The sequence below is a fragment of the Azospirillum largimobile genome (assembly GCF_977007025.2).
This window is the reverse complement of record NZ_CDRMUA020000004.1, coordinates 606,769-627,486: the sequence shown is the minus strand read 5'-3', so window position 1 is coordinate 627,486 and position 20,718 is coordinate 606,769. Positions and strand designations below refer to the sequence as shown.

Here is a 20,718-nt window from a genome sequence, read left to right as displayed (position 1 = left end):
GTCCCCTGTCTTCCGCAATCCTGCCGGAGTTCCCATGCCTATCGCTGTCGTCGGATTGATCCTGCTGAGCGTCACGCTGTCCGCCATCGCTCAGATTTCCCTGAAGATCGGCATGTCCAGCCCGGCGGTGTCGACCGCCCTGGCGCAGGGGGAAGCCGGGCGGATCGCCCTGTCGGTCGTCGCCACGCCGCATGTCCTGACCGGCCTCGCCTGCTACGGGCTGGGCATGGTCGTGTGGCTGGCCGTTCTGGCGAAGGTCGAGGTCACCATGGCCTATCCCTTCGTCGGTCTGGGCTTCCTGGTCACGCTGGCGCTCGGCGTCCTGCTGCTGGGCGAAAGCATGAGCCTGACCCGCGTGATCGGCACGCTGCTGGTCGTGCTTGGCGTGGTGCTGACGGCGCAGAGCTGAGGGAGGTGGCGGGGAGGCCGCGGGCTCCATCCGCACCCGTCGAAATGCATGCCATTGTCCGGAAACGCCTTGTGTCGTCTCGTCTTTCAGTTCGGAAACAAACCGCGACAATTGTGGCATTGACCCGAAAGTTGCGAGGGATATAACTGACCGCATACTCGCGAGCGAAAATACTGGCGTATGCAATTTCAGCGTGGGCGACCCGGTTGCCGGCCGTCAGGCCATCAAACGGGGAGAGGCTTTGCCTTGCCGGCCGCGATACCTGCAACATGGGCTTTTCGGCCCTTGGGCAGCGCGGCCGGCCGCCACCTTCCTTTCGGCATGCCCCAACTCCGCAGGCGTCAGTCGCAGGCACCTGAAAACTCGACCCAAACCGTTGACAACACACCCGGGCCTGGGTGCAATAGCGCCCGCGAGCCGGGTGTGCCGTTGGGATGTGGCGGCGCCCGCAACACAGACGAACAGGTCGGGGCAAACCATGAAGAAATTCGCTCTCAGCCTCATCGGCGCGGTCGCGGCGATCGCCATCGCCGGCCCGGCGATGGCCCAGGCCAAGAAGCCGGTCAACATCTACATCTGGAACGACTATCTGGGTGAGACGACCCTCGCCGACTTTACCAAGGCCACGGGCGCTGAGACGAAGGTCGACCTGTACGACAGCCTGGAACTGCTGGAGCAGAAGGTGCTGGTCGGCAAGTCCGGCTACGACGTGATCGTGCCGACCGCGGAGCCGACCCTGTCGCGCCTGATCCAGGCGAAGGTCGTGGGGCCGCTCGACAAGTCGAAGATCCCCAACTACAAGAACATCGACCCCAAGGTCCTGAAGCTGCTGGAGAATTCCGATCCCGGCAACAAATTCGCCGTACCCTACCTCGGCGGGACCGTCGGCATCGCCATCATCCCGGAAAAGATCAAGGCCGTCGCCCCCGACGTTGCGCTGGACAGCTGGGACCTGATCTTCAAGCCGGAAGTGGCGAAGAAGGTTTCGGCCTGCGGCATCACCGTGATGGATTCGGCCATCGACGTCATCCCGTCGGTGCTGAACTATCTCGGCCTGGATCCGAACTCCGAAAAGAAGGAGGATCTGGAGAAGGTCGAAAAGACGCTGATGGCGGTCCGCCCCTACATCAAGCGTTTCGTCACGGGTGAGAACATCAACATCCTCGCCGGCGGCGATGCCTGCGTCGTGATGGCCTACAACGGCGACGCCATTCAGGGTGCCGCCCGCGCCGCCGAGGCCAAGAGCGCCAAGGTGGAATACATCACGCCGAAGGAAGGCGTGCAGGTCTGGTGGGACACGCTGGCGGTTCCGGCCGATGCGCCGAACAAGGACGGTGCGCACGAGTTCATCAACTTTGCGCTCGATCCGGCCAACATGGCGAACATCTCCAACAAGGTCAGCTACGCCAACGCGGTGCCTGGGTCGCTGGCGACGGTCGCCGACGACATCAAGTCGAACCCCGGCATCTTCCTGCCGGCCGACAGCAATCTGAAGCTGTTCTCGCTGAAGCAGATCAAGCAGGCCACCGACCGCACCCGCACCCGCGTGTGGACCAAGGTCAAGACCGGCAAGTAAGCCGCCCCCTGAGGCGCCGTTTCGTGGCGCCGGCCCGCCCCGGCCGATCCCCAGCGATGGGGAACTGCCGGGGCGTTGTCATGAAAGAGGATACCGGATGGCCGGTCAGCCGATTCGCAAGCCCACCCGCCTGGAACCGTGGCAGGACGCGGGCCAGACGCCTTATGTCCGCATCGAAAAGGTGACGAAGACGTTCGGCGACTTCGTCGCGGTGGACGAGGTCAGCCTGTCGATCTACCGCAACGAGTTCTTCGCCCTGCTCGGCGGCTCGGGCTCCGGCAAGACGACGCTGCTGCGCATGCTGGCGGGGTTCGAGCAGCCGACCGAGGGCAAGATCTACATCGACGGCGTCGATATGGCCGGCATCCCGCCCTATGAGCGGCCGGTCAACATGATGTTCCAATCCTACGCCCTGTTCCCCCACATGACGGTGGAGCAGAACGTCGCCTTCGGCCTGAAACAGGACGGGGTGGCGAAGGCGGAGATCCGCGACCGGGTGGAGGAGATGCTGGGGATGGTCCAGCTGTCGGCCTTCGGCAAGCGCCGCCCGCACCAGCTGTCCGGCGGCCAGCGCCAGCGCGTCGCGCTCGCCCGTTCGCTGGTCAAGCGGCCGAAGCTGCTTCTGCTGGACGAGCCGCTGGGGGCGCTCGACAAGAAGCTGCGCGAGCGCACGCAGTTCGAACTGGTCAACATCCAGGAAAAGCTGGGCGTCACCTTCATCGTCGTGACCCACGACCAGGAAGAGGCGATGACCATGTCCTCGCGCATTGCCGTGATGAACCATGGCGTCATCGCGCAGGTGGGCACGCCGACCGAAATCTATGAATACCCGCACAACCGCTTCGTGGCGGAGTTCATCGGCTCGATCAACATGTTCGACGGTCGCGTCGTGGAGACCGACGGCGATCAGGTGATCGTCGCGTCGGAGGAAGCCGGCTGCGAGCTGCTGATCGCCCACGCCACCCCGGCGCCGGCCGGCTCCCCGGTCTCCGTCGCCATCCGGCCGGAGAAGATCGCGCTGTCGAAGGAGCCGGGCCCCGACGGCGACGGCCGGAACCGCACCACCGGAATCGTGCGGGAGATCGCCTATCTCGGCGACGTGTCGATCTATCTGGTGCAATTGCCGACCGGCAAGACGGTGCGCGTCACCGCCCCCAACGTCACCCGCCGCACCGAAATGCCGATCACCTGGGAGGACGAGGTGACCCTGACCTGGCGTCCCTTCGCCGGCGTGGTGCTGACCCAATGAGGACGGTCGTCGCCATCCTCGTTTCTGGCCTCAGCCGGATCGGGCTGTGGGGGCGCGGCGTGGTCGTCGCCGTCCCCTATCTGTGGCTGCTGCTGTTCTTCATGGTACCCTTCCTGATCGTCTTCGGCATCAGCTTCTCCGAATCGATCATCGCCCAGCCGCCCTATTCGTCGCTGGTGGAATGGCTGACCGACGAGGATGCCGGCACCTCGAAGCTGCAGGTCCTGCTGAACATCAGCAATTACTTCCGGCTGGGCGGGGACGATCTCTACATCCTCGCCTACCTGAACTCGCTGAGAATCGCGGCGGTCACCACGCTGCTGTGCCTGGCGATCGGCTATCCCATGGCCTACGCCATCGCCAAGGCCGAGCCCTCGCGGCGCGGGCCGCTGATGATGCTGGTGATCCTGCCCTTCTGGACCAGCTTCCTGATCCGCATCTATGCCTGGATCGGCATCCTCAAGGGCAACGGGGTCATCAGCAACCTGCTGGAATGGACGGGCATCACCAGCGGTCCGGTGGAAATCCTCTATTCCGACTGGGCGGTCTATATCGGCATGACCTACTGCTACCTGCCCTTCATGGTGCTGCCGCTTTATTCGACGCTGGAGAAGATGGACCCCAGCCTGCTGGAGGCGGCGGCCGACCTCGGCTCGCGGCCCTTCAAGTCCTTCCTGTCGATCACGCTGCCGCTGTCGCTGCCGGGCATCATCGCCGGCTCGCTTCTGGTCTTCATCCCGGCGGTGGGCGAGTTCGTGACTCCGGAACTGCTGGGCGGTCCCGACACGCTGATGATCGGCCGCGTGCTGTGGAACGAGTTCTTCGCCAACCGCGACTGGCCCGTCGCGTCGGCCGTCGCCATAGCGCTTCTGCTGGTCCTGGTGGTGCCGATCATGATCTTCCAGCATGTGCAGGGCAAACAGGCGGAGGCCGGCCGATGAAACGGATCGGGTTCCTGTCCTGGGCGCTGTGGTTCGGCTATGCCTTCCTCTACGTCCCCATCGCGCTGCTGATCGTCTACAGCTTCAACGAGTCGCGGCTGGTGACGGTGTGGAGCGGCTTCTCGACCAAATGGTATGCGGAGCTGATCCACAACGACACCCTGCTGGACGCGGCCCTGCTGTCCTTCCAGGTGGCGGCGGTGTCGGCGACGCTGTCGGTGCTGCTGGGCACCTGCGCCGGGCTGGCGCTGGTCCGGTTCGGGCGGTTCCGCGGCCGGACGCTGTTCGGCGGCATGATCACGGCGCCGCTGGTCATGCCCGAGGTCATCACCGGCCTGTCGCTTCTGCTGCTGTTCGTGGCGATGGAGCAGTGGCTGGGCTGGCCCGACGGGCGCGGCATCACCACCATCACCATCGCCCACACCACCTTCACCATGTCCTACGTCGCGGTGGTCATCCAGTCGCGGCTTGCCGGCATGGACGGCAGCCTGGAGGAGGCGGCGATGGATCTGGGCGCCCGCCCGGCCAAGGTGTTCTTCGTCATCACCCTGCCGCTGATCGCCCCGGCGCTGGTCGCGGGGTGGCTGCTGGCCTTCACCCTGTCGCTGGATGACGTGGTGGTGGCGAGCTTCGTTTCCGGTCCCGGCTCGACGACGCTGCCGATGGTGATCTTCTCCAGCGTGAAGTTCGGCATCAGCCCGCAGATCAACGCGCTGGCCACCCTGATGGTGCTGGTGGTGGCGACCGGCATCTTCGTCGCCAGCATCGTCATGGCCCGCCAGGAGCGCCAGCGCAAACGCGACGAGCAGATGGCGATCCAGAACGGCTGAGCCTCGAGGATTGAGGTTCAGCGCGGGCCGGCCGGAAGCATATGCCGGCCGGTCCGCAGTCGTTTTCACCAGCCTACCCATCCGCGCTCGGCAGACCCGTGCCGCTACGGATGGCAATTGCCCGTTTCTTTTGCTATGTTGAAGCCATCGTCAACAGCGAAAGAGGCTGTGCCATGCGCGCGCTCCTGTGGTTCCCCTTGTTGAGGCTCGGATTCTTCAATCCCGTTTCCACTGCTTATTCGACCACCCGTACGGTCACCGCCCGCCGCGCCCTGCGCCCGCCGTCCGGCCACTGACCGGACTTCATGCCGGCTCCCTCTCCCGGCATGCCGACGCGACCCCTCGATCGCGTCCTTTGAAAAGTTCCTCTGCCATCAGGCCAAGTGCCCGCTGCCGTGGACGCGATTGCCAAACGCGCGCTCCCGTGGTTAGGGTGGGTTGGGATGAAAAATGTCCCGACCATACGGTGTGCCGGCCGGCTTTGGTGCCGCCGCCGTAATGGGCCAAGGGATATGCGCCCAAGGGATATGCGCAGAGAACAAAAGGGTAGAGGGATCGACGCATGACGACACCGAACGCCCCGACGCCGACGGGTCAAGGCTTCCACATGCCCGGCGAATGGGCTCGCCACAGCGGTTGCTGGATGGCGTGGCCGTGCCGGCCGGAAACCTGGCCGGAGGGCGCTTTCGACGCGGCATGCGACGCCTACGCCGAGGTCGCGCAGTCCATTTCCCGGTTCGAGCCGGTGACGATGGTGTGCGACCCGGCGGATGTGGCCGAAGCCTCGCTCGCCTGCGGTCCCGGCGTGCAGATCCTGCCGCTGCCGATCAGCGATTCCTGGATTCGCGATACCGGTCCCAGCTTCGTCGTCGACGGCAAGGGTGGGTTGGCCGGCGTCCATTGGGGATTCAACGCCTGGGGCGGCAATTACGACGGCTGCGAGAAGGACCAACAGGTCGGCCGCCTGATTCTCGACCACCTCAAGCTTCCCTGCATTTCCGCCCCGCTGGTGATGGAGGGCGGCTCGTTCCATGTGGACGGAGAGGGGACGCTGATCACCACCGAACAATGCCTGTTGAACCCCAACCGCAATCCCCGCCTGTCGAAGGACGAGATCGAGCGGAACCTGAAGGACCATCTCGGCATCGAGACGGTCATCTGGCTGGGCGAGGGCTATCAGGACGACGAGACCGACGGCCATATCGACGAAATCGCGCTGTTCGTCCGCCCGGGCGTGGTGATGGCGATCACCACCGACGATCCCCGCGACGCCAATTTCAAGGCCTTCCAGGACAATCTCGACCGGCTGAAGCGTGCCCGCGACGCCAAGGGCCGCGCGCTGGAGGTCATCCCGATCCAGCAGCCCGCCCGCCGCGACGAGAACGGCGTGCGCCTGACCCTGTCCTACACCAACCTCTACATCGCCAATGGCGGCATCGTCATGCCGGCCTTCGAGGATCCGGCCGACGACGAGGCTTACCGCGTCGTCCGCAAGGCCTTCCCCGACCGCGAGGTGGTGCAGATCGCGGCCATGGACATCGTTCGCGGCGGCGGCGGCATCCACTGCATTACGCAACAGCAGCCGCTTCCCTGACGGCGGGGTATTGACGGCGGGTCCCTGACGACGACTTCCTGGCTGCGGCTCCCTCTCCGTCACTGCGTTCGGCGGGCGAGGGAACGCGTCGGTATGGCCGGTGTTCCTGTGGGGCATTCTCCCTTCCGGAAAGCCCGACGATCATGGCCGAGGACACCGCCCGCCGGCTGCAGGCACGCCCCATCGCGGTGACCAAGGCCGCGCCTCCCGCCTCGACCCAGACGATCCTGCTGATCATCACGCTGATCGTGGTGACGCTGTATCTGGCGGCGGACATCCTGATACCGATCGCGCTGGCGGTGCTGCTCGGCTTCGTGCTGACGCCCATCGTCAGCCGGCTGGAACGCTGGCATCTGGGCCGGGTGCCGTCGGTGCTGGCGGTGGTGGTCCTGCTGTTCATGGCCATCATCGGCTTCGGCGCGGTGGTGGGCAGCCAGCTCGGCGATCTGGCGGAGAATCTGCCGACCTACCAGCGCAACATCCACACCAAGATCCAAACCCTGCGCACCGCCACCTCGTCGACCGGGGACCGCGGCGCGCTGAAGCAGGCGACCGACGCCTTCCGCGACCTTCAGCAGGAGTTGGAGAAGGCGACCGCCGGCGAACAGCCGGCGCAACCCGCGGCCGGTGCCGCTCCGGCCGCGCCACCATCCGGCACGCCCTCCGGCACGACTGCCAGCCCGCCGCGCCGGGAGCCGGTGCCGGTCCGCCTCGACCAATCCGATGCCGGCGTCTTCGACCTCGTGCGCCGGGTCCTTGGCCCGGCGATGACGCCGATCGCCATGGCCGGCCTGGTGCTGGTCTTCACCATCTTCATGCTGTTGCAGCGCGAGGATCTGCGCGACCGCCTGATCCGGCTGGTCGGGTCCGGCGATCTCAGCCGCACCACGGAGGCGATGAACGATGCGGGCGAGCGGGTCAGCCGCTACCTGTTGATGCAGGTGGTGGTCAATGTCACCTACGGCATTCCGATCGGCATCGGCCTGTGGCTGCTCGGCGTGCCGAATCCGCTGCTTTGGGGGCTGATGGCGACGGTGCTGCGCTTCATCCCCTTCCTGGGGCCGGTGATCGCCTCGGCCTTTCCCATCCTGCTGTCCTTTGCGGTCGACACCGGTTGGACCCTGCCGCTGCTGTGCATCGCACTGTTCGTGGCGGTGGAGCTGTTTTCCAACAATGTGGTGGAGCCCTGGCTCTACGGGACGGCGACCGGCCTGTCCTCGCTCGCCATCATCATCGCGGCGGTGGTGTGGACGACCTTGTGGGGGCCGGTCGGCCTGCTGCTGGCCACGCCGCTGACCGTCTGCCTCGTGGTGCTGGGCCGCCACGTGCCGCAGCTGCATTTCCTGGAGGTGATGCTGGGCGACCGCCCCGTCCTGCCCGACGAGGCGAAGGTCTACCAGCGCCTGCTGGCCCGCGATCCGGTCGAGGCGACCGAGATCGCGGAGGAACGGCTCGGCAAGGGCACCCCGGTGGAAATGGCGGACGGCTTGCTGCTGCCCGCCCTGTCACTGGCCGAGCAGGACCGCCAGCGTGGGACCCTGAACCCCGAGGGCCGTCAGGCGGTGGCGGACGGGATGGCAAGCCTGCTGGACGAACTGTCCGACACCGGCACTCCCCCGGAGGATGCGCCACGGGTGCTCTGTATCGGCGCCCGCAACAATCTGGACGAGGCGGCGGCCGGGCTGCTCGCTTACCTGCTGACCGGCCGCGGCATCCGCACCGATGTGATCCCGTGCGAGAAGGTGTCGACCAGGGCCATCGCCAGCCTCGGCACGGCAGGCATCGACGCGGTGGTTCTGTCCTCCCTCAACCCCTCGTCGCTGGGTCATTCGCGCCGGCTGCTGCGCCGGCTGCGCCTGCATTTCGGTCCCCGCCTGCCGATCCTGCTCTGCCTGTGGAGCGCCCACCCCGATGCCGAAGTGCCGGAACGCGCAAGTGCGGAGACCGATGCCAATCTGGTCGCCACCGGGATGGCCGGCGCCCTGGCGCAGCTGGAGGAATTGCAGATCGGCGCTGCGGCACCGGCAGCCGCCGAGCCGCAGGTCGATGCGGATTGAGAAGGGGCGGATTGAGAGGGGGCGGATTGAGAAAGGGTGGATTGAGAAAGGCCGGCATCACGGCGGCTTATGCCGCTGTGGCCCACCTGTTTCGTCCGGCGCGCTTGGCAATGTAGAGCGCATCGTCGGCGGCCTGGATGCAGTCGTCCGCGGTCCTCCCGGACCGGTAGGCGGCGACGCCCAGGCTGAGCGTGACGGCGATGCTGTTCCCCTGGTGGGCGATGGGTTGGTGGGCGATCAGCCCGCGCAGCTTTTCCGCCACCGCTTCCGCCTGGATCTGATCGGTGTCCGGCAGAAGGATCAGGAATTCCTCCCCGCCCCAGCGGGCGCACAGGTCATGCCCGCGCAGGTTCCGGCGCAACAGACCTGCGGCCTCCACCAGCACGTGATCGCCCGCGGCATGGCCGAAGGCGTCGTTGACCTCCTTGAAATGGTCGATGTCCAGCATGATCAGGGCGAAGCCGCCGCTACCGCCGCCGTTCCGGCCGACGCGGCACAGCTCGGCTTCCAGGCGATCGACCATATGGCGGCGGTTGGGCAGTTCTGTCAGCGGATCGGTCTGCGAGGCCGCATGCAGCGCCTGGGCCATCTGCCGCGTGTCGGTCTGCATGCGGTCACTGATCTTGGCGATCTTCGTCAGCTGGCGCATCAGCTTCAGGTGTTCGTCCGCCAGGGCGCGGAATTCGGCCATCAGCGGGTGGGCAGCATAATCCTCGTTTTCGGCGAGGCGGGCGAGCCAGTCCTGGAGCTTCTGTTCCTGCAGCATCATCCCCACCGTTCCCCGCCGCAGTGCCCAGCGCCTGGGCAGGCCCGTTACCCTTGCGTCACCGGACTTCGCGCCGCCGCTCATGACGCCGGCTCCGTCATGGACGGCTCCGGTACAGGCGGTTCCGCCGCAACCGCAGCCGAAGCCGCAGCCGCCTGAGCGGGGGCGGTGCGGGCGAGCGGCAGGCGGACCGTGAAGGCGGCGCCTTGACCGGGCTGGCTCGCCACCGTGATCCCGCCGCCGTGGGTCTCCACGATGCAGCGGGCGAGATGCAGCCCCAAACCGGCGCCGGTGGTGCCGGCGGCGTTGGACGCCCGGAAATACTTGTCGAACAGCCGCGCCGCGTCGGCCGCATTGACGCCGATCCCTTCGTCCGCCACCCGCACCGTCACGTGCCCCTCGCCGATGGAGAGGTCGAGGCGGATCGTCCCTCCGTTCGGCGAGTACTTCACAGCGTTCTCCAGCAGGTTGGAAAACACAACGGCCAAAAGGTCGCGGTCGCCGGGAATTGGCACCGGCCGATCGACGCCCTGCAGTTCGACCCTGTGGCCGGCCGCCGACGCCCCCATGTCCCCCACCAGCCCCGTCAGCATGGCGGCGAGGTCGAAGGCCGTCGGCCGGGCGGCGGCGGTCCCCAGCCGTTCATCGGTCAGGCAGCGCTCGATCAGGTGAAGCATCCGCTGCACCGCGTTGCGGATCTTTCCCACCCGCGGCATGGCCGAGACCGGCAGTTTCGGCTCCAGCTCCAGCAATTGCGAGGCGCTGTCGATGATCGCCAGCGGCGTGCGGAACTCGTGGCTGACCATCAGGACGAATTGGCGCTGCTGGAGCGCCATCTCCTTGGTCTCGGTCTGCAGCCGGTCGCTGATCTTGGCGATCTTGCGGAACTGGTGCAACAGCTTGCCATGCCGTTCCGCCAGCTTCTGGAATTCCGCCAGCAGAGGATTGTCGGCATTGGCCGGATCCTGGGCCAGCCGCTCGATCCACTGACGAAGCTCCTGTTCCTGCGACCGCATCGTCATCTCGGGTGCTCAGTTCATTTCGGCTGATGGACGCGTCATCAATGGGCGAGGATCTCGAAGGGCAGGGAGACGTCTTCCGCGAACTCCTCCGCCATGTCGAGAGCGCGGTCGTTGTCGCTGTCGTAATGCCAGCGCACCGATACCGTCTGGCCCTTCTGATGGGCGACGTCCAGCATCTCCAGCACGTCGATCATGCATTTGATGCTGCTGGTGTTCAAATAGCTGAGCCCGATGTCCAGCACCACCGAAGGCGCCGGTTCCTTCAAATACTCCTCCAGCCAGCTGAACACCGGCGCGTAGAAATCGAAGGAGTTTTCCGGGTAGGACTCCCCTTCGATGCGCAGGAGGCCGGCCGCCGGATCGAAATCGATCAGGGGCGAGCAGGAGGTTGCCTCGATCCGCAAACTGTCCATTATGCGTGTTCCGTGATTTCTTATAGCTGGACTTCAAGGCTGAAGAAGAAATAGCGCTCGTCCACCGCGCGCAGCGAATATTCCAGCGGCCGGGTGGCCTTGCGCGCCATGTCGATCAGGCCCAGGCCGGCGCCGCTGGCGCCCGCTTCGCGCGGCTTGCGCGACTGTTCCTTGTAGGCGGCCTTCAGCCCCGCCTTGTCCAGGCCGCGCAGCTTCTCCAGCATCGCCGACAGGCCGGGAACGTCGTCCGCCTCGACCAGATTGCCAGAGCTGACGACGTAATGTTCGTCCTCCTTGCCGATCACGACGATGCCGCTGTTCGCGGGGATCGGTCGGCCCAGCGCTTCGCGGGACGCGGTATAGTTGCGGACGTTCTGCGCCTGCTCCACATAGACGGAGAAGACGTCCATGATCGCCGATTTCTCGATCTGCTCATTTTCCAGGTGATTGCGGACCGCCTTGCCCAGCTCTTCGATGACGCTGTGGCTGAAGGGTCCGCTGAAGCAGATCAGCAGCTTCTGCCGCGACAGCAGCTCCTGCAGGTTGAAGAGTTCGTTGCCTTTCATCGTACCTTGACGACCTGCCTTACGGGTGGATGAACTGGGAGGAGGGGCCGGCGGCCCCGGAAACCGCTGCGGCCGATGCCGGCGACAGCGAGAAGCCGATCAGTGTGATGTCGTCGCGCTGGGCACGGTCGCCCTGGTGGTCGGCCAGAGCCTGCGCGAAGGCGGCCTTGCGGTCCGCCATGGGAATGGCTTCGTGTTCGAGCAGCATGGCGTTGAAGCGCCGGTTGCCGAACCCGAACCCGCGGGCGCCGCCTGCCTGGTCGAGGAAACCGTCGGTGGTCAGGTAGAAACTGCGGCCCGGCGCCAGTTCCACCCGGTGGGTGGTGAAGCGGTGGCCGATGTCCGACCGGCGATAGCCCAGGCTCTGGGCGTCGCCCTTCACCTCGCTGACCGATGTGGAGCCGCCGACCTGGGCATTGCCGCCTTGGGTATCGACGATGTGCAGCCCGATCCGGCCGCCTGCGAACAGCAGGTCGCCGCGGTCCGGCCGCACCAGGCAAAGCCCGATGTCCAGCCCGTTGTCGAAGCGCGGATTGTCCCGCCCGCGGGCCAGCGCCGCGCGCACCATGCGGTTCAGCCGGCCCAGGATCGCCGCGGGATCGCTGTCGGGCGTGTCGGACAGCACATGGTCGAGGATGGCCGAAACCGTCATCGTCATGAAGGCGCCCGGCACGCCGTGGCCGGAGCAGTCGGCGACACCGATCAGGAAGCGGCCGTCCTCCAGTTCGCGGAAGATGTGGAAGTCGCCGCCCACCACGTCGCGGGGGCGCCACAGCACGCAGACACCGTCCAGCCGCCGCGCCATCTCGCGCTCGTCCGGCAGGATGGCGGACTGCAGCAGGCTGGCATACTGGATGCTGTCCATGACCTGACGGTTCACCACTGCCAGCTGTTCGTTGGACTGGCGCAGCTCTTCCGTCCGTTCGGCGACGCGCTGTTCCAGCCGCTCGGTATAGTCGTGGACGGTTTCCGCCATGTGGTTGAAGGCGACGGTCAGCTGTCCGATCTCGTCGGCACGGCGGTTGCGCAGCCGCACCCGGTAGTCGCCGGCCGCGATGGCGCCGGCCGAACGGGTCAACCGGGCGAGCGGCGCCAGGACCAGCCGGTTCAGCAGGATGCTGATCATGCCGATGACGGCCAGCAGGGAGAAGAAGACCAGCCCGGCCATCGGGGCCAGCGCGGTCATGGTGGCGCTTTCCGCCTCTTCCAGCGAATAGGTCAGGCGCAGCAGGCCGACCATGGTGCGTTCGCCGCCGCTGCCGGAAATGGCGATCTGCCGTTCGACAGTCGTCAGCTCCGCCCGTCCGGCGGGGCGCTCCAGCGCCACCAGCGGCTCGCCATGGCCGCCGCGGCCACCCGAGGCCGCCCACACCTTGACGCTGCGCACCGCGGCATCTTCGGCCATCAGGCCGCGGATCATTCCCTCCACCGCGCGGGTATCGAACTCCCACACCGCCTGGCCCATGGCCGAGGCCTGGAGCGTGCCGACCAGCATGGCGCGGTGGGTCACCGCGTCGCGCTGCTGGCGGCCGACCAGGACGGACGAAACGCCCATGGCGACCATTCCGACCAGCAGGGTGCAGCCGACGATCATCAGGATGACGCGGGTCAGCAGCGACGATCCGCCGGCGCGGGCGGCGTCCTCGTCCGTGCCGCGGGGGCCGGAGCCGCGAAGCGTATAGGATTCGGTGTCGTCCCATCCCGTGACGCTCATCCACATCCTCCTGACCCGGGTGACCGGGGCGCGTTCGTTCATGACGGTCTTCATGGCAGCCCCGGTCCGGTCGACCGGGAGTGCGGTAGTCCCACGCCCATCAGTAAATCCACCCCTGCGTGCAATGCGCCGACAGTCATCGAAAGGGCCGGCGGGCATGATGCGTGTGGCGGATGAGCCTATCCATAGCACGATCGTTTTAGCCAGTCGTGAAATAACATTCGGCAATGGCTTTCTTCATTGTCAGAAAGCCCAAGAGAATGGGAACGACCGGCAACCAGGGGCGACCAATGTCGTCCAATTGCGACGAACTGTAACGGACGCCGGCCGAATAGTGCCTTGGGTGGAGCGAAGCCGTTGCCCGGTATGGGATTTTCGGTGGACGGCCGCACAGTTGCCCATGCTACCTTCCCGCCCGCCGCTTCCCGGCCCGCCGCTTGCCGGTAGGACGGTCGCGGCCTGGACCGCAATGGTGGAGGGCGAAGGATGGCGTTCGGTGTTCGTGCATTCTGTGCCGCAGGGATCTTTTCCGCCACGCTCGCCTCGGCCCTTCACATGGCGGCGTCACCCGCCGCGGCCCGTCCGGTGACGGTGCTGGCGCCCGAACTGCCGCCGATGATGACCGCCGACGGCACCGGGCGGGAGGCCTCCATCATTGCCGAGACTCTGGCGGCCTGCGGCCATGAGGCGCGCTTCAAGGTCGTGCCGTTCGGCCGCCATTGGAATGATTTCCGCGACGGTGCCCAGGTCGATGCCGTCACCACCGTGCCGGCCGGCATGGAGATGCCGGGCGCGCGCTCCGTCCCCTACATCCTGTACCAGAACGGCGCGTCGGTTCTGAAGAGCAGCGGCCTGACCGTGAAGTCGCTGGCCGATCTGGCGGGCAAGCGGGTGATCACCTTCTCCGGCGCGCCCGATGTCCTGCCCGGCCTGCGGGATGCGATCCCGAGCTTCGGCGACTTCCGCGAGCGCGCCGACCAGATGGTGCATTCGAACCTGCTGTTCGCCGGCCGGGTCGACGCGGTCCTGGCCGACGGTCTGATCTTCGCCGAATACAACCGCCAGCTTCAGGACAAGGCGAAGGCTGGCGGCGGCCTGCCCTTCGACCCGGCCCAGCCGGTGCAGTTCACCGCCATCTTTCCACCGACACCCTACAGCATGGTGTTCCGCGACGAGTCGCTGCGCGGCGACTTCGACCGCTGCCTTGCGGAGCTGAAGGGGAAGGGCCGGATCGATGCCATCGACAAGGCCGCGGTCGTGCGCTACTCCGCGACCGTGGGCGACCAGTACCTGTCCCATAGGTAAAGCTGCGGAACCGATCTTGCGCGGAGCCGGTTTGGTCCGGTCGAACCGATTGGGTTTGCGTAACCCGATTGGGTGATTAATATAACCTCATACGAATGTGAATGGGGGCATAGGCGTCGTGGCCCGGATCATTGTGGTCGAAGACGAAGCCGACCTTCGTGACGATCTCGTCGAATATCTCGACCGCTGCGGGTTCGAGGTGCGGGGGGCGTCGCGCGGTGCGGAGCTGGACCGGCTGCTGGAAAGCGGCCCGGCCGACGTCATCGTGCTCGACATCAACCTGCCCGATGAGGATGGGTTCTCGGTCGCGCGGCGCATCCGCGCCTCGTCCCATGCCGCCATCATCATGCTGACCGCGCGGTCCGGCCTGATCGACCGGGTCATCGGGCTGGAGCTGGGGGCCGACGTCTATCTGGTCAAGCCGGTCGATTTCCGCGAGGTGGAGGCGCAGGTCAAGGCGCTGATGCGCCGGATGCAGAAGGGGACCGCTCCGCTCACGGCACCGGAACCGGCGCCTGCCGCTGCGTCCGCGGCTGCGGCCGACGCGCGCAAGGCCTGGGTGTTCGACGACATCGAATGGCGCATCCAGCCGCCGACCGGCGCCGCCGTGCCGCTGACCGCGACCGAGTACAAGTTCCTCTCCCTGCTGGTCACCGCGCCGGGCGAGCCGGTGACCCGCCAGGACATCTCCGTGGCGCTGACCGGCCGCGATTGGGATCCCTACAGCCGCTCCATCGATTCGCTGGTCCGCCGCCTGCGCATCAAGGTGGAGGAGCGCAGCGGCTGCGCCCTGCCGGTTCAGGCGGTCCACGGCGTCGGCTATGCCTTCGTCGGCCCGGTCGTCAGCAGCGTGGTCGAGGACAGCGCGCCCTGATATCCGGGCCTTGATCCCCGACCCCTGATATCCGGTCTCGGCACTCGACTCACGGGCCTCCTTCGGCGATGGTAGCGCCCGCAAGGAAGGGACGAGAGACCATCATGACCGACGCCACCGCTGCCTCCCAGAACGACGCCGCCGGGCTCCCCGCCGCCTCCAACGGTGACGGCAGCGGGCTGTATCTGGTCGACGGCTCCGGCTTCATCTTCCGCGCCTTCCATGCGCTGCCGATGCTGACGCGGCCGGACGGCACGCCGGTGAACGCGGTGCTGGGCTTCTCCAACATGCTGCTGAAGCTGCTGGCCGATGCCAGGGCGGAAGCGGTGGCGGTCGTCTTCGACAGCAAGCGCCTGAATTTCCGCAACGAGTTCTATCCCGACTACAAGGCCCACCGCCCGGAACCGCCGGAAGAGCTGAAGCCCCAGTTCGCCCTGATCCGCGAGGCGACGGAGGCCTTCTGCCTGCCCTGCCTGGAACTGGAGGGCTATGAGGCCGACGACCTGATCGCCACCTATGCCCGTCTGGCGCAGGAGGCCGGCCGGCCGGTGACCATCGTGTCGTCGGACAAGGACCTGATGCAGCTGGTCCGCCCAGGTGTCGGCATGTTCGACCCGATGAAGAACAAGACCATCGGCCCCGACGAGGTGTTCGAGAAGTTCGGCGTGCCGCCGGAAAAGGTTGTGGACGTCCAGGCGCTGGCCGGCGACAGCGTCGACAATGTCCCCGGCGTGCCCGGCATCGGCGTGAAGACCGCCGCCCAGCTGATCACCGAATATGGCGATCTCGAAGCCCTGCTGGCCAATGCCGAGAAGATCAAGCAGCCGGCCCGCCGCCAGAAGCTGATCGAATTCGCCGATCAGGCCCGCGTCTCCCGCCGTCTGGTCCTGCTGGACGAGAACGTGCCGCCGCCCAAGCCCCTGGACGAGCTGCGCGTGCGCGAACCCGATCACCAGCGCCTGATCGACTTCCTGAAGGCCCAGGGCTTCCGCACAATCGTCTCGCGCGTCGAGATGGAGATGCTGAAGGACGGCCGCATCGCCGACGGCGCCGGCGGTGGGCTCCCGTCCCCCGGTTCCGTACCCACGCCCGCCGCGAAATCCCCCGCGCCCACCCATACCCCGGCCGAAGAAAACCGCCCGGCCCGCAAGACAGTGCTGAATGTGCCGGAGGTGCGCTACGAGCTGGTGCAGGATGCCGCCGCGCTGCGCCGCTGGGTCGAGCGCGCGCGGGAGACCGGCGTGCTGGCGGTGGATACCGAGACCGACAGCCTGACCCCAGCCACCGCCACGCTGGTCGGCGTGTCGCTGTCGACCGAGCCGGGCATCGCCTGCTACATCCCGCTGGCCCATGGCGCCTCCGCTGCCGCCGCGGGCCAGCTTGACTTCGACGCCCCGCCGCCGCCGGTGCAGATCCCGACGGCCGAGGCGATGGCGATCCTGAAGGACGTGCTGGAGGACCCGTCGGTCCTGAAGATCGGCCACAACTTCAAGTTCGACCACCAGCTGTTCGCCCGCAACGGGATCGCGGTGTCGCCGGTGGACGACAGCATGCTGATCTCCTACGTGCTGGACGGCGGCGCCCATGGCCACGGCATGGACGAGCTGGCGGAGATGCACCTCGCCTACACGCCGATCCCCTTCAAGGAGGTCTGCGGCACCGGCAAGAACCAGATCACCTTCGACCGCGTGCCGCTGGACAAGGCGCTGGCCTATGCCGCCGAGGACGCCGACATCACGCTGCGCCTGTGGACTCTGCTGAAGCCGCGGCTGGTCGACGACCGCATGGTCACCGTCTATGAGACGCTGGACCGCCCGCTGGTCCCGGTGGTTGCGGACATGGAGCGGGCCGGCGTGCGCATCGACAAGAAGGCGCTGTCCGACCTGTCGCAGAGCCTGTCCGTCCGCCTCGCCGAGATCGAGAAGGACGTCCACGCCCTTGCCGGCCAGAGCTTCAACATCGGCTCGCCCAAACAGCTGGGCGAGATCCTGTTCGACACGCTGAAGCTCGGCACCGGCAAGAAGGGCAAGACCGGCGCCTATTCCACCGACAGCAGCGTCCTGGAGGAGTTGGCGGAGCAGGGCCACACCATCGCCCAGCGCGTTCTGGACTGGCGCCAGCTCGCCAAGCTGAAGAGCACCTACACCGACGCGCTGCAGGAGAAGATCTCCCCCGTCACCGGCCGCGTCCACACCGCCTTCGCGCTGGCGGCGACCAACACCGGCCGCCTGTCCTCCACCGATCCCAACCTGCAGAACATCCCGGTGCGGACGGAGGAGGGCAAGAAGATCCGCCGCGCCTTCGTCGCCTCGCCCGGCCACAAGCTGCTGAGCGTCGACTACTCGCAGATCGAGCTGCGTCTGGTGGCGGAGATGGCGAACATCCAGGCGCTGAAGGACGCCTTCCGCGACGGCCTGGACATTCACGCCGCCACCGCCGCCCAGGTCTTCGGCATCCCGCTGGAGCAGATGACGCCGGACATCCGCCGCAAGGCCAAGGCGATCAACTTCGGCATCATCTACGGCATCTCCGGCTTCGGCCTGGGCCGCCAGCTGGGCATCGCGCCCGGCGAGGCCAACAGCTTCATCAAGACCTATCTGGAGCGTTTCCACGAGCTGAAGGTGTGGATGGAGTCGATCAAGGCCTTCGCCCGCCAGCACGGCTATGTGGTGACGCTGTTCGGCCGCCGCTGCTACATGCCCGGCATCCAGGACAAGAACGCCGCCCGCCGCGCCTTCGCCGAGCGCCAAGCCATCAACGCCCCCATCCAGGGCACCGCCGCCGACATCATGAAGCGCGCCATGAACCGCATGCCGGCGGCCTTGGCCGCGGCGGGGAGCAGCGCGCGGATGCTGCTGCAGGTGCACGACGAACTGCTGTTCGAGGTGCCGGAAGCGGGGGCCGAGGACGCGGCGCGCATCGTGCGCGGGGTGATGGAGGGCGCCGCGCATCTCGGCGTGCCGCTGGTGGCGGAGGCGGGGATCGGGGACAATTGGGAAGAGGCGCATTGAGGGGCTCAGATTACAGGCAAGCGCACAATATTGACTGAAAAAGGTGGATGAATTGGGCGATAAAAATATTCGCGCGGCTAACATCTAAAATCTGTATGAGTCTTGATCGACACTCCTGCTGAGAGGAACTAGACATTTGAATGCGCTAAATTTGAGAAATTCGTGAAAGTTCTTACGTCTAACTCACAACTGTGTTTAGGTGCCACTTAGATCAAAAGCTCTTTTTGTACATATGGCTGATCTCTAGTGTGGGGCAGTTTGCTACAGAATGCCGCAGTAGCTAATGTCGCATTTGATGCCACCTACAAAAGTCCCTTTCATTGGAGCTACAAAGCTCCTTGATGATCACCATTCGTTATGCAACGATCAGGCACGTCATAGTGCTAATGGATAGTGCCGCTAGAATGAACATTGACTACTTGCCTTTGAAGGGACAGAGATGATTGATATAAGCTCAGCAAGAATAAATCGCATGGTTGTCCATAGAGTTGGCAATAAATATCGTTCGGAAGGAATGCACATATCCGAAAACGAAGCGGCGCCAACTGAGATAGTTAAAGGGCTTGTCCTGCGGAATTACTTGGCGCCAACCGTTCTCAAGGGAAATTGTTTTAATTTTTATCATGAAACTAACTTAGAATTAAATGCTATATATCATTATAGCCGAGCTATATTTGAAAGTAATAGTAGATTTGCAGAGTATTCGTCTAGCATAGCAAAGCATTTATACAGCGCTTCAGTACATCCCAATATAGGAGGAGGAGACTTTATAATCATTATATTTGATGATATTAGAGGGGCCTCGGGTCCAGAACAAGGATTGGGGCTTTTCCGGGTCGAAGGCAGAACCGACTATCTCGACACGATTGAATCTGATGGTTCTATTAAACTTATTGAAAAATCTGGCATTTCTTTGGAAAGGATTCATAAAGGAGCGGTTATTCTTTCGAAAAGTAAGGCCCTCTATGCTGTTGATTCATTGGGCTCTAAGACAAAGTACTGGATTGACGGCTTCTTGAAAGCCACTCCTGCTGCGACGTCACGCTCTTTGGCGAAGGTTGCAAGCTCTGTCGTAAGGAAAGTATCCAACGCCATATCAGATCCCGAAAAAGAAATACTATTCGCGAAAGATATTTATGCCGATGTCATGGGAGGGAAAGGAACTTCGATTAATACAATACGCGCGATTGCTAGTGAATATATTGGACCAGAACGCTTGAGCTCCATTATTGAAGATACCCATCATGATTTGCGCGATACCTCATTTATGGACCTTGAAATAGATAAAGAAATTATTCAGAAACATACACGGAAACAACGTTCTTCTCTGAAGATTTCTGATGATATAGTGCTAACATTGACCGGATCAGAAACCCGCATTGACTATGCATCTATCAATGTCACTAGTTCTGGTTTTCGAGTTTCGTTGGATATTTCAAATATAAGGAAATATAAATAATGTCTGGTGAGACTTCAAAGAAGTCTGGAGAAATTGGCGAGACAATCTCATCCACTCTTCTTCAAAAAATTGGTTGGCGGCTGCAGATAAAGAATGTCCCAATCGACTGCATGATTAATTCTCATGTGAATGCAGAGGGAAATCAGCGCCATACACACGGGGAAGACCAGATCTTCCTTTATCATTCACCTTTTCATGATGAGAGCACCTGCATTGTTCATGTCTCCAACAAGAATAATATTAAGAAATACCCGTCCCAAGCATCGTTGAAAACAAATTTCAAGAACTATCTTCGTGAACTACAGCAGACGATGGAGTGTGCAAAGCTTAGCCAGAAAGTACAAGATTACTGTGAAAATTTTTCTGCTCGCAAGAATAGGATGCATTCTGGCCTTCTGATATGGATACATAATGACCATAATGATATAGAAAAAGACATAAAACTTGATTTGGCTAATGTGCGCCTTGAGCAAGGAAGCGACGATCCAATTTATCTGGTAGACAACGCTAGAGCATCTTTTCTATTAAAGTCTATAAATGACTTGGAGAGCAGAGACGATAATTACAGAATTTATTATCCGAGTATTGGAACATCCGTAAACATTGATATCGACAGGTCTGGCAGATTTCTTCCAATAGAATTGCTGTCGTCGGATACTATTCCTGCCGTAATACAGAAGGGTGATGCTAAGGAATTTGTTATTTATACTAATCACCAATATACTCCCGAATCGTATAAACGGCTAATCGGTTATGGCTTGGATTTTTCTGCTGGTCTTGTAGGAAAGATTAGTATTGGAATGCCAGGATATAACCCAGCTCAGCACAGAGAAGAGTCTGACAGCGTCAGGCTTGCTTTTTCAGATCGTCAGGAAGATATCTGTCCATTTTCAATCAACGCGTCTCTTCTAAACCTTATGGATGAGGGATGA

At 63.8% G+C, this 20,718-nt stretch carries 17 protein-coding genes; 12 read left to right on the top strand and 5 right to left on the bottom strand.

What is annotated here, in order from left to right:
* Positions 1-34 precede the first annotated feature (34 nt).
* The 7 genes from ACWPKK_RS24250 (at position 35) to ACWPKK_RS24220 (ending at position 8,656) form a co-directional block, all read left to right on the top strand.
* Positions 35-409, top strand: coding sequence for an EamA family transporter (locus ACWPKK_RS24250; RefSeq protein ID WP_324866233.1), 375 nt, complete (start codon positions 35-37; stop codon positions 407-409).
* Between the two features lie 478 nt (positions 410-887).
* Positions 888-1,985, top strand: coding sequence for an extracellular solute-binding protein (locus tag ACWPKK_RS24245; RefSeq protein WP_452009394.1), 1,098 nt, complete (start codon positions 888-890; stop codon positions 1,983-1,985).
* Positions 1,986-2,082: 97 nt separating this feature from the next.
* Positions 2,083-3,234, top strand: a complete 1,152-nt coding sequence (locus ACWPKK_RS24240) for an ABC transporter ATP-binding protein (RefSeq protein WP_452009391.1) — start codon at positions 2,083-2,085, stop codon at positions 3,232-3,234.
* Complete coding sequence (locus ACWPKK_RS24235; RefSeq protein ID WP_452009389.1) at positions 3,231-4,175, top strand: ABC transporter permease subunit; 945 nt, start codon at positions 3,231-3,233, stop codon at positions 4,173-4,175. Before ACWPKK_RS24240 ends, ACWPKK_RS24235 begins: the two co-directional genes overlap by 4 nt.
* On the top strand, positions 4,172-5,005 hold the full coding sequence (locus ACWPKK_RS24230; protein WP_014249599.1) for an ABC transporter permease subunit: 834 nt from the start codon (positions 4,172-4,174) through the stop codon (positions 5,003-5,005). Before ACWPKK_RS24235 ends, ACWPKK_RS24230 begins: the two co-directional genes overlap by 4 nt.
* A 562-nt stretch (positions 5,006-5,567) precedes the next feature.
* Positions 5,568-6,599 (top strand): agmatine deiminase family protein, encoded by a 1,032-nt coding sequence (locus ACWPKK_RS24225; protein ID WP_452009385.1) that lies wholly within the window; start codon positions 5,568-5,570, stop codon positions 6,597-6,599.
* Between the two features lie 143 nt (positions 6,600-6,742).
* On the top strand, positions 6,743-8,656 hold the full coding sequence (locus tag ACWPKK_RS24220) for an AI-2E family transporter (RefSeq protein ID WP_452009382.1): 1,914 nt from the start codon (positions 6,743-6,745) through the stop codon (positions 8,654-8,656).
* 67 nt (positions 8,657-8,723) lie between these two features.
* On the opposite strand, the gene ACWPKK_RS24215 is transcribed toward ACWPKK_RS24220, so the two are convergent.
* The 5 genes from ACWPKK_RS24215 to ACWPKK_RS24195 all read right to left on the bottom strand — a co-directional run bounded on the left by ACWPKK_RS24215 (position 8,724) and on the right by ACWPKK_RS24195 (position 13,137).
* Positions 8,724-9,425, bottom strand: coding sequence for a GGDEF domain-containing protein (locus tag ACWPKK_RS24215; RefSeq protein WP_452009380.1), 702 nt, complete (start codon positions 9,423-9,425; stop codon positions 8,724-8,726).
* A 77-nt stretch (positions 9,426-9,502) separates the two neighbouring features.
* Entirely contained in the window at positions 9,503-10,444 is a 942-nt protein-coding gene (locus ACWPKK_RS24210) for a sensor histidine kinase (protein ID WP_452009377.1), read from the bottom strand.
* 38 nt (positions 10,445-10,482) lie between these two features.
* A complete protein-coding gene (gene siaC, locus ACWPKK_RS24205) occupies positions 10,483-10,857 on the bottom strand; it encodes a biofilm regulation phosphoprotein SiaC (protein WP_324866249.1) in 375 nt (124 codons plus the stop codon).
* A gap of 20 nt (positions 10,858-10,877) precedes the next feature.
* A complete protein-coding gene (locus ACWPKK_RS24200; protein WP_149225659.1) occupies positions 10,878-11,423 on the bottom strand; it encodes a SiaB family protein kinase in 546 nt (181 codons plus the stop codon).
* A 19-nt stretch (positions 11,424-11,442) separates the two neighbouring features.
* Positions 11,443-13,137, bottom strand: coding sequence for a SpoIIE family protein phosphatase (locus ACWPKK_RS24195; RefSeq protein WP_452009373.1), 1,695 nt, complete (start codon positions 13,135-13,137; stop codon positions 11,443-11,445).
* 486 nt (positions 13,138-13,623) lie between these two features.
* Between ACWPKK_RS24195 and ACWPKK_RS24190 the strand changes: the two genes are divergently transcribed.
* The 5 genes from ACWPKK_RS24190 (at position 13,624) to gapS4a (ending at position 20,718) form a co-directional block, all read left to right on the top strand.
* The gene (locus ACWPKK_RS24190) at positions 13,624-14,442 is read left to right on the top strand and encodes a substrate-binding periplasmic protein (protein WP_452009370.1); all 819 of its coding nucleotides are present in this window, start codon (positions 13,624-13,626) and stop codon (positions 14,440-14,442) included.
* Positions 14,443-14,560: 118 nt separating this feature from the next.
* Positions 14,561-15,316, top strand: coding sequence for a response regulator transcription factor (locus ACWPKK_RS24185; RefSeq protein WP_452009367.1), 756 nt, complete (start codon positions 14,561-14,563; stop codon positions 15,314-15,316).
* Between the two features lie 104 nt (positions 15,317-15,420).
* The gene (gene polA, locus ACWPKK_RS24180) at positions 15,421-18,327 is read left to right on the top strand and encodes a DNA polymerase I (RefSeq protein ID WP_452009365.1); all 2,907 of its coding nucleotides are present in this window, start codon (positions 15,421-15,423) and stop codon (positions 18,325-18,327) included.
* 439 nt (positions 18,328-18,766) lie between these two features.
* Positions 18,767-19,786: a nucleoid-associated protein gene (locus ACWPKK_RS24175; protein ID WP_452009363.1), complete on the top strand. Its 1,020-nt coding sequence runs from the start codon at positions 18,767-18,769 to the stop codon at positions 19,784-19,786.
* Entirely contained in the window at positions 19,786-20,718 is a 933-nt protein-coding gene (gene gapS4a, locus ACWPKK_RS24170; protein WP_452009361.1) for a GapS4a family protein, read from the top strand. The genes ACWPKK_RS24175 and gapS4a overlap by 1 nt, the downstream gene beginning before the upstream one ends.

What these genes read in the sequence shown, in the direction of transcription:
- ACWPKK_RS24250 (WP_324866233.1), top strand. Translation starts at nt 35, where the DNA reads ATGCCTATCGCTGTCGTCGGATTGATCCTGCTGAGCGTCACGCTGTCC.
- ACWPKK_RS24245 (WP_452009394.1), top strand. Translation starts at nt 888, where the DNA reads ATGAAGAAATTCGCTCTCAGCCTCATCGGCGCGGTCGCGGCGATCGCC.
- ACWPKK_RS24240 (WP_452009391.1), top strand. Translation starts at nt 2,083, where the DNA reads ATGGCCGGTCAGCCGATTCGCAAGCCCACCCGCCTGGAACCGTGGCAG.
- ACWPKK_RS24235 (WP_452009389.1), top strand. Translation starts at nt 3,231, where the DNA reads ATGAGGACGGTCGTCGCCATCCTCGTTTCTGGCCTCAGCCGGATCGGG.
- ACWPKK_RS24230 (WP_014249599.1), top strand. Translation starts at nt 4,172, where the DNA reads ATGAAACGGATCGGGTTCCTGTCCTGGGCGCTGTGGTTCGGCTATGCC.
- ACWPKK_RS24225 (WP_452009385.1), top strand. Translation starts at nt 5,568, where the DNA reads ATGACGACACCGAACGCCCCGACGCCGACGGGTCAAGGCTTCCACATG.
- ACWPKK_RS24220 (WP_452009382.1), top strand. Translation starts at nt 6,743, where the DNA reads ATGGCCGAGGACACCGCCCGCCGGCTGCAGGCACGCCCCATCGCGGTG.
- ACWPKK_RS24215 (WP_452009380.1), bottom strand. Translation starts at nt 9,425, where the DNA reads ATGATGCTGCAGGAACAGAAGCTCCAGGACTGGCTCGCCCGCCTCGCC.
- ACWPKK_RS24210 (WP_452009377.1), bottom strand. Translation starts at nt 10,444, where the DNA reads ATGACGATGCGGTCGCAGGAACAGGAGCTTCGTCAGTGGATCGAGCGG.
- siaC (WP_324866249.1), bottom strand. Translation starts at nt 10,857, where the DNA reads ATGGACAGTTTGCGGATCGAGGCAACCTCCTGCTCGCCCCTGATCGAT.
- ACWPKK_RS24200 (WP_149225659.1), bottom strand. Translation starts at nt 11,423, where the DNA reads ATGAAAGGCAACGAACTCTTCAACCTGCAGGAGCTGCTGTCGCGGCAG.
- ACWPKK_RS24195 (WP_452009373.1), bottom strand. Translation starts at nt 13,137, where the DNA reads ATGAGCGTCACGGGATGGGACGACACCGAATCCTATACGCTTCGCGGC.
- ACWPKK_RS24190 (WP_452009370.1), top strand. Translation starts at nt 13,624, where the DNA reads ATGGCGTTCGGTGTTCGTGCATTCTGTGCCGCAGGGATCTTTTCCGCC.
- polA (WP_452009365.1), top strand. Translation starts at nt 15,421, where the DNA reads ATGACCGACGCCACCGCTGCCTCCCAGAACGACGCCGCCGGGCTCCCC.
- ACWPKK_RS24175 (WP_452009363.1), top strand. Translation starts at nt 18,767, where the DNA reads ATGATTGATATAAGCTCAGCAAGAATAAATCGCATGGTTGTCCATAGA.
- gapS4a (WP_452009361.1), top strand. Translation starts at nt 19,786, where the DNA reads ATGTCTGGTGAGACTTCAAAGAAGTCTGGAGAAATTGGCGAGACAATC.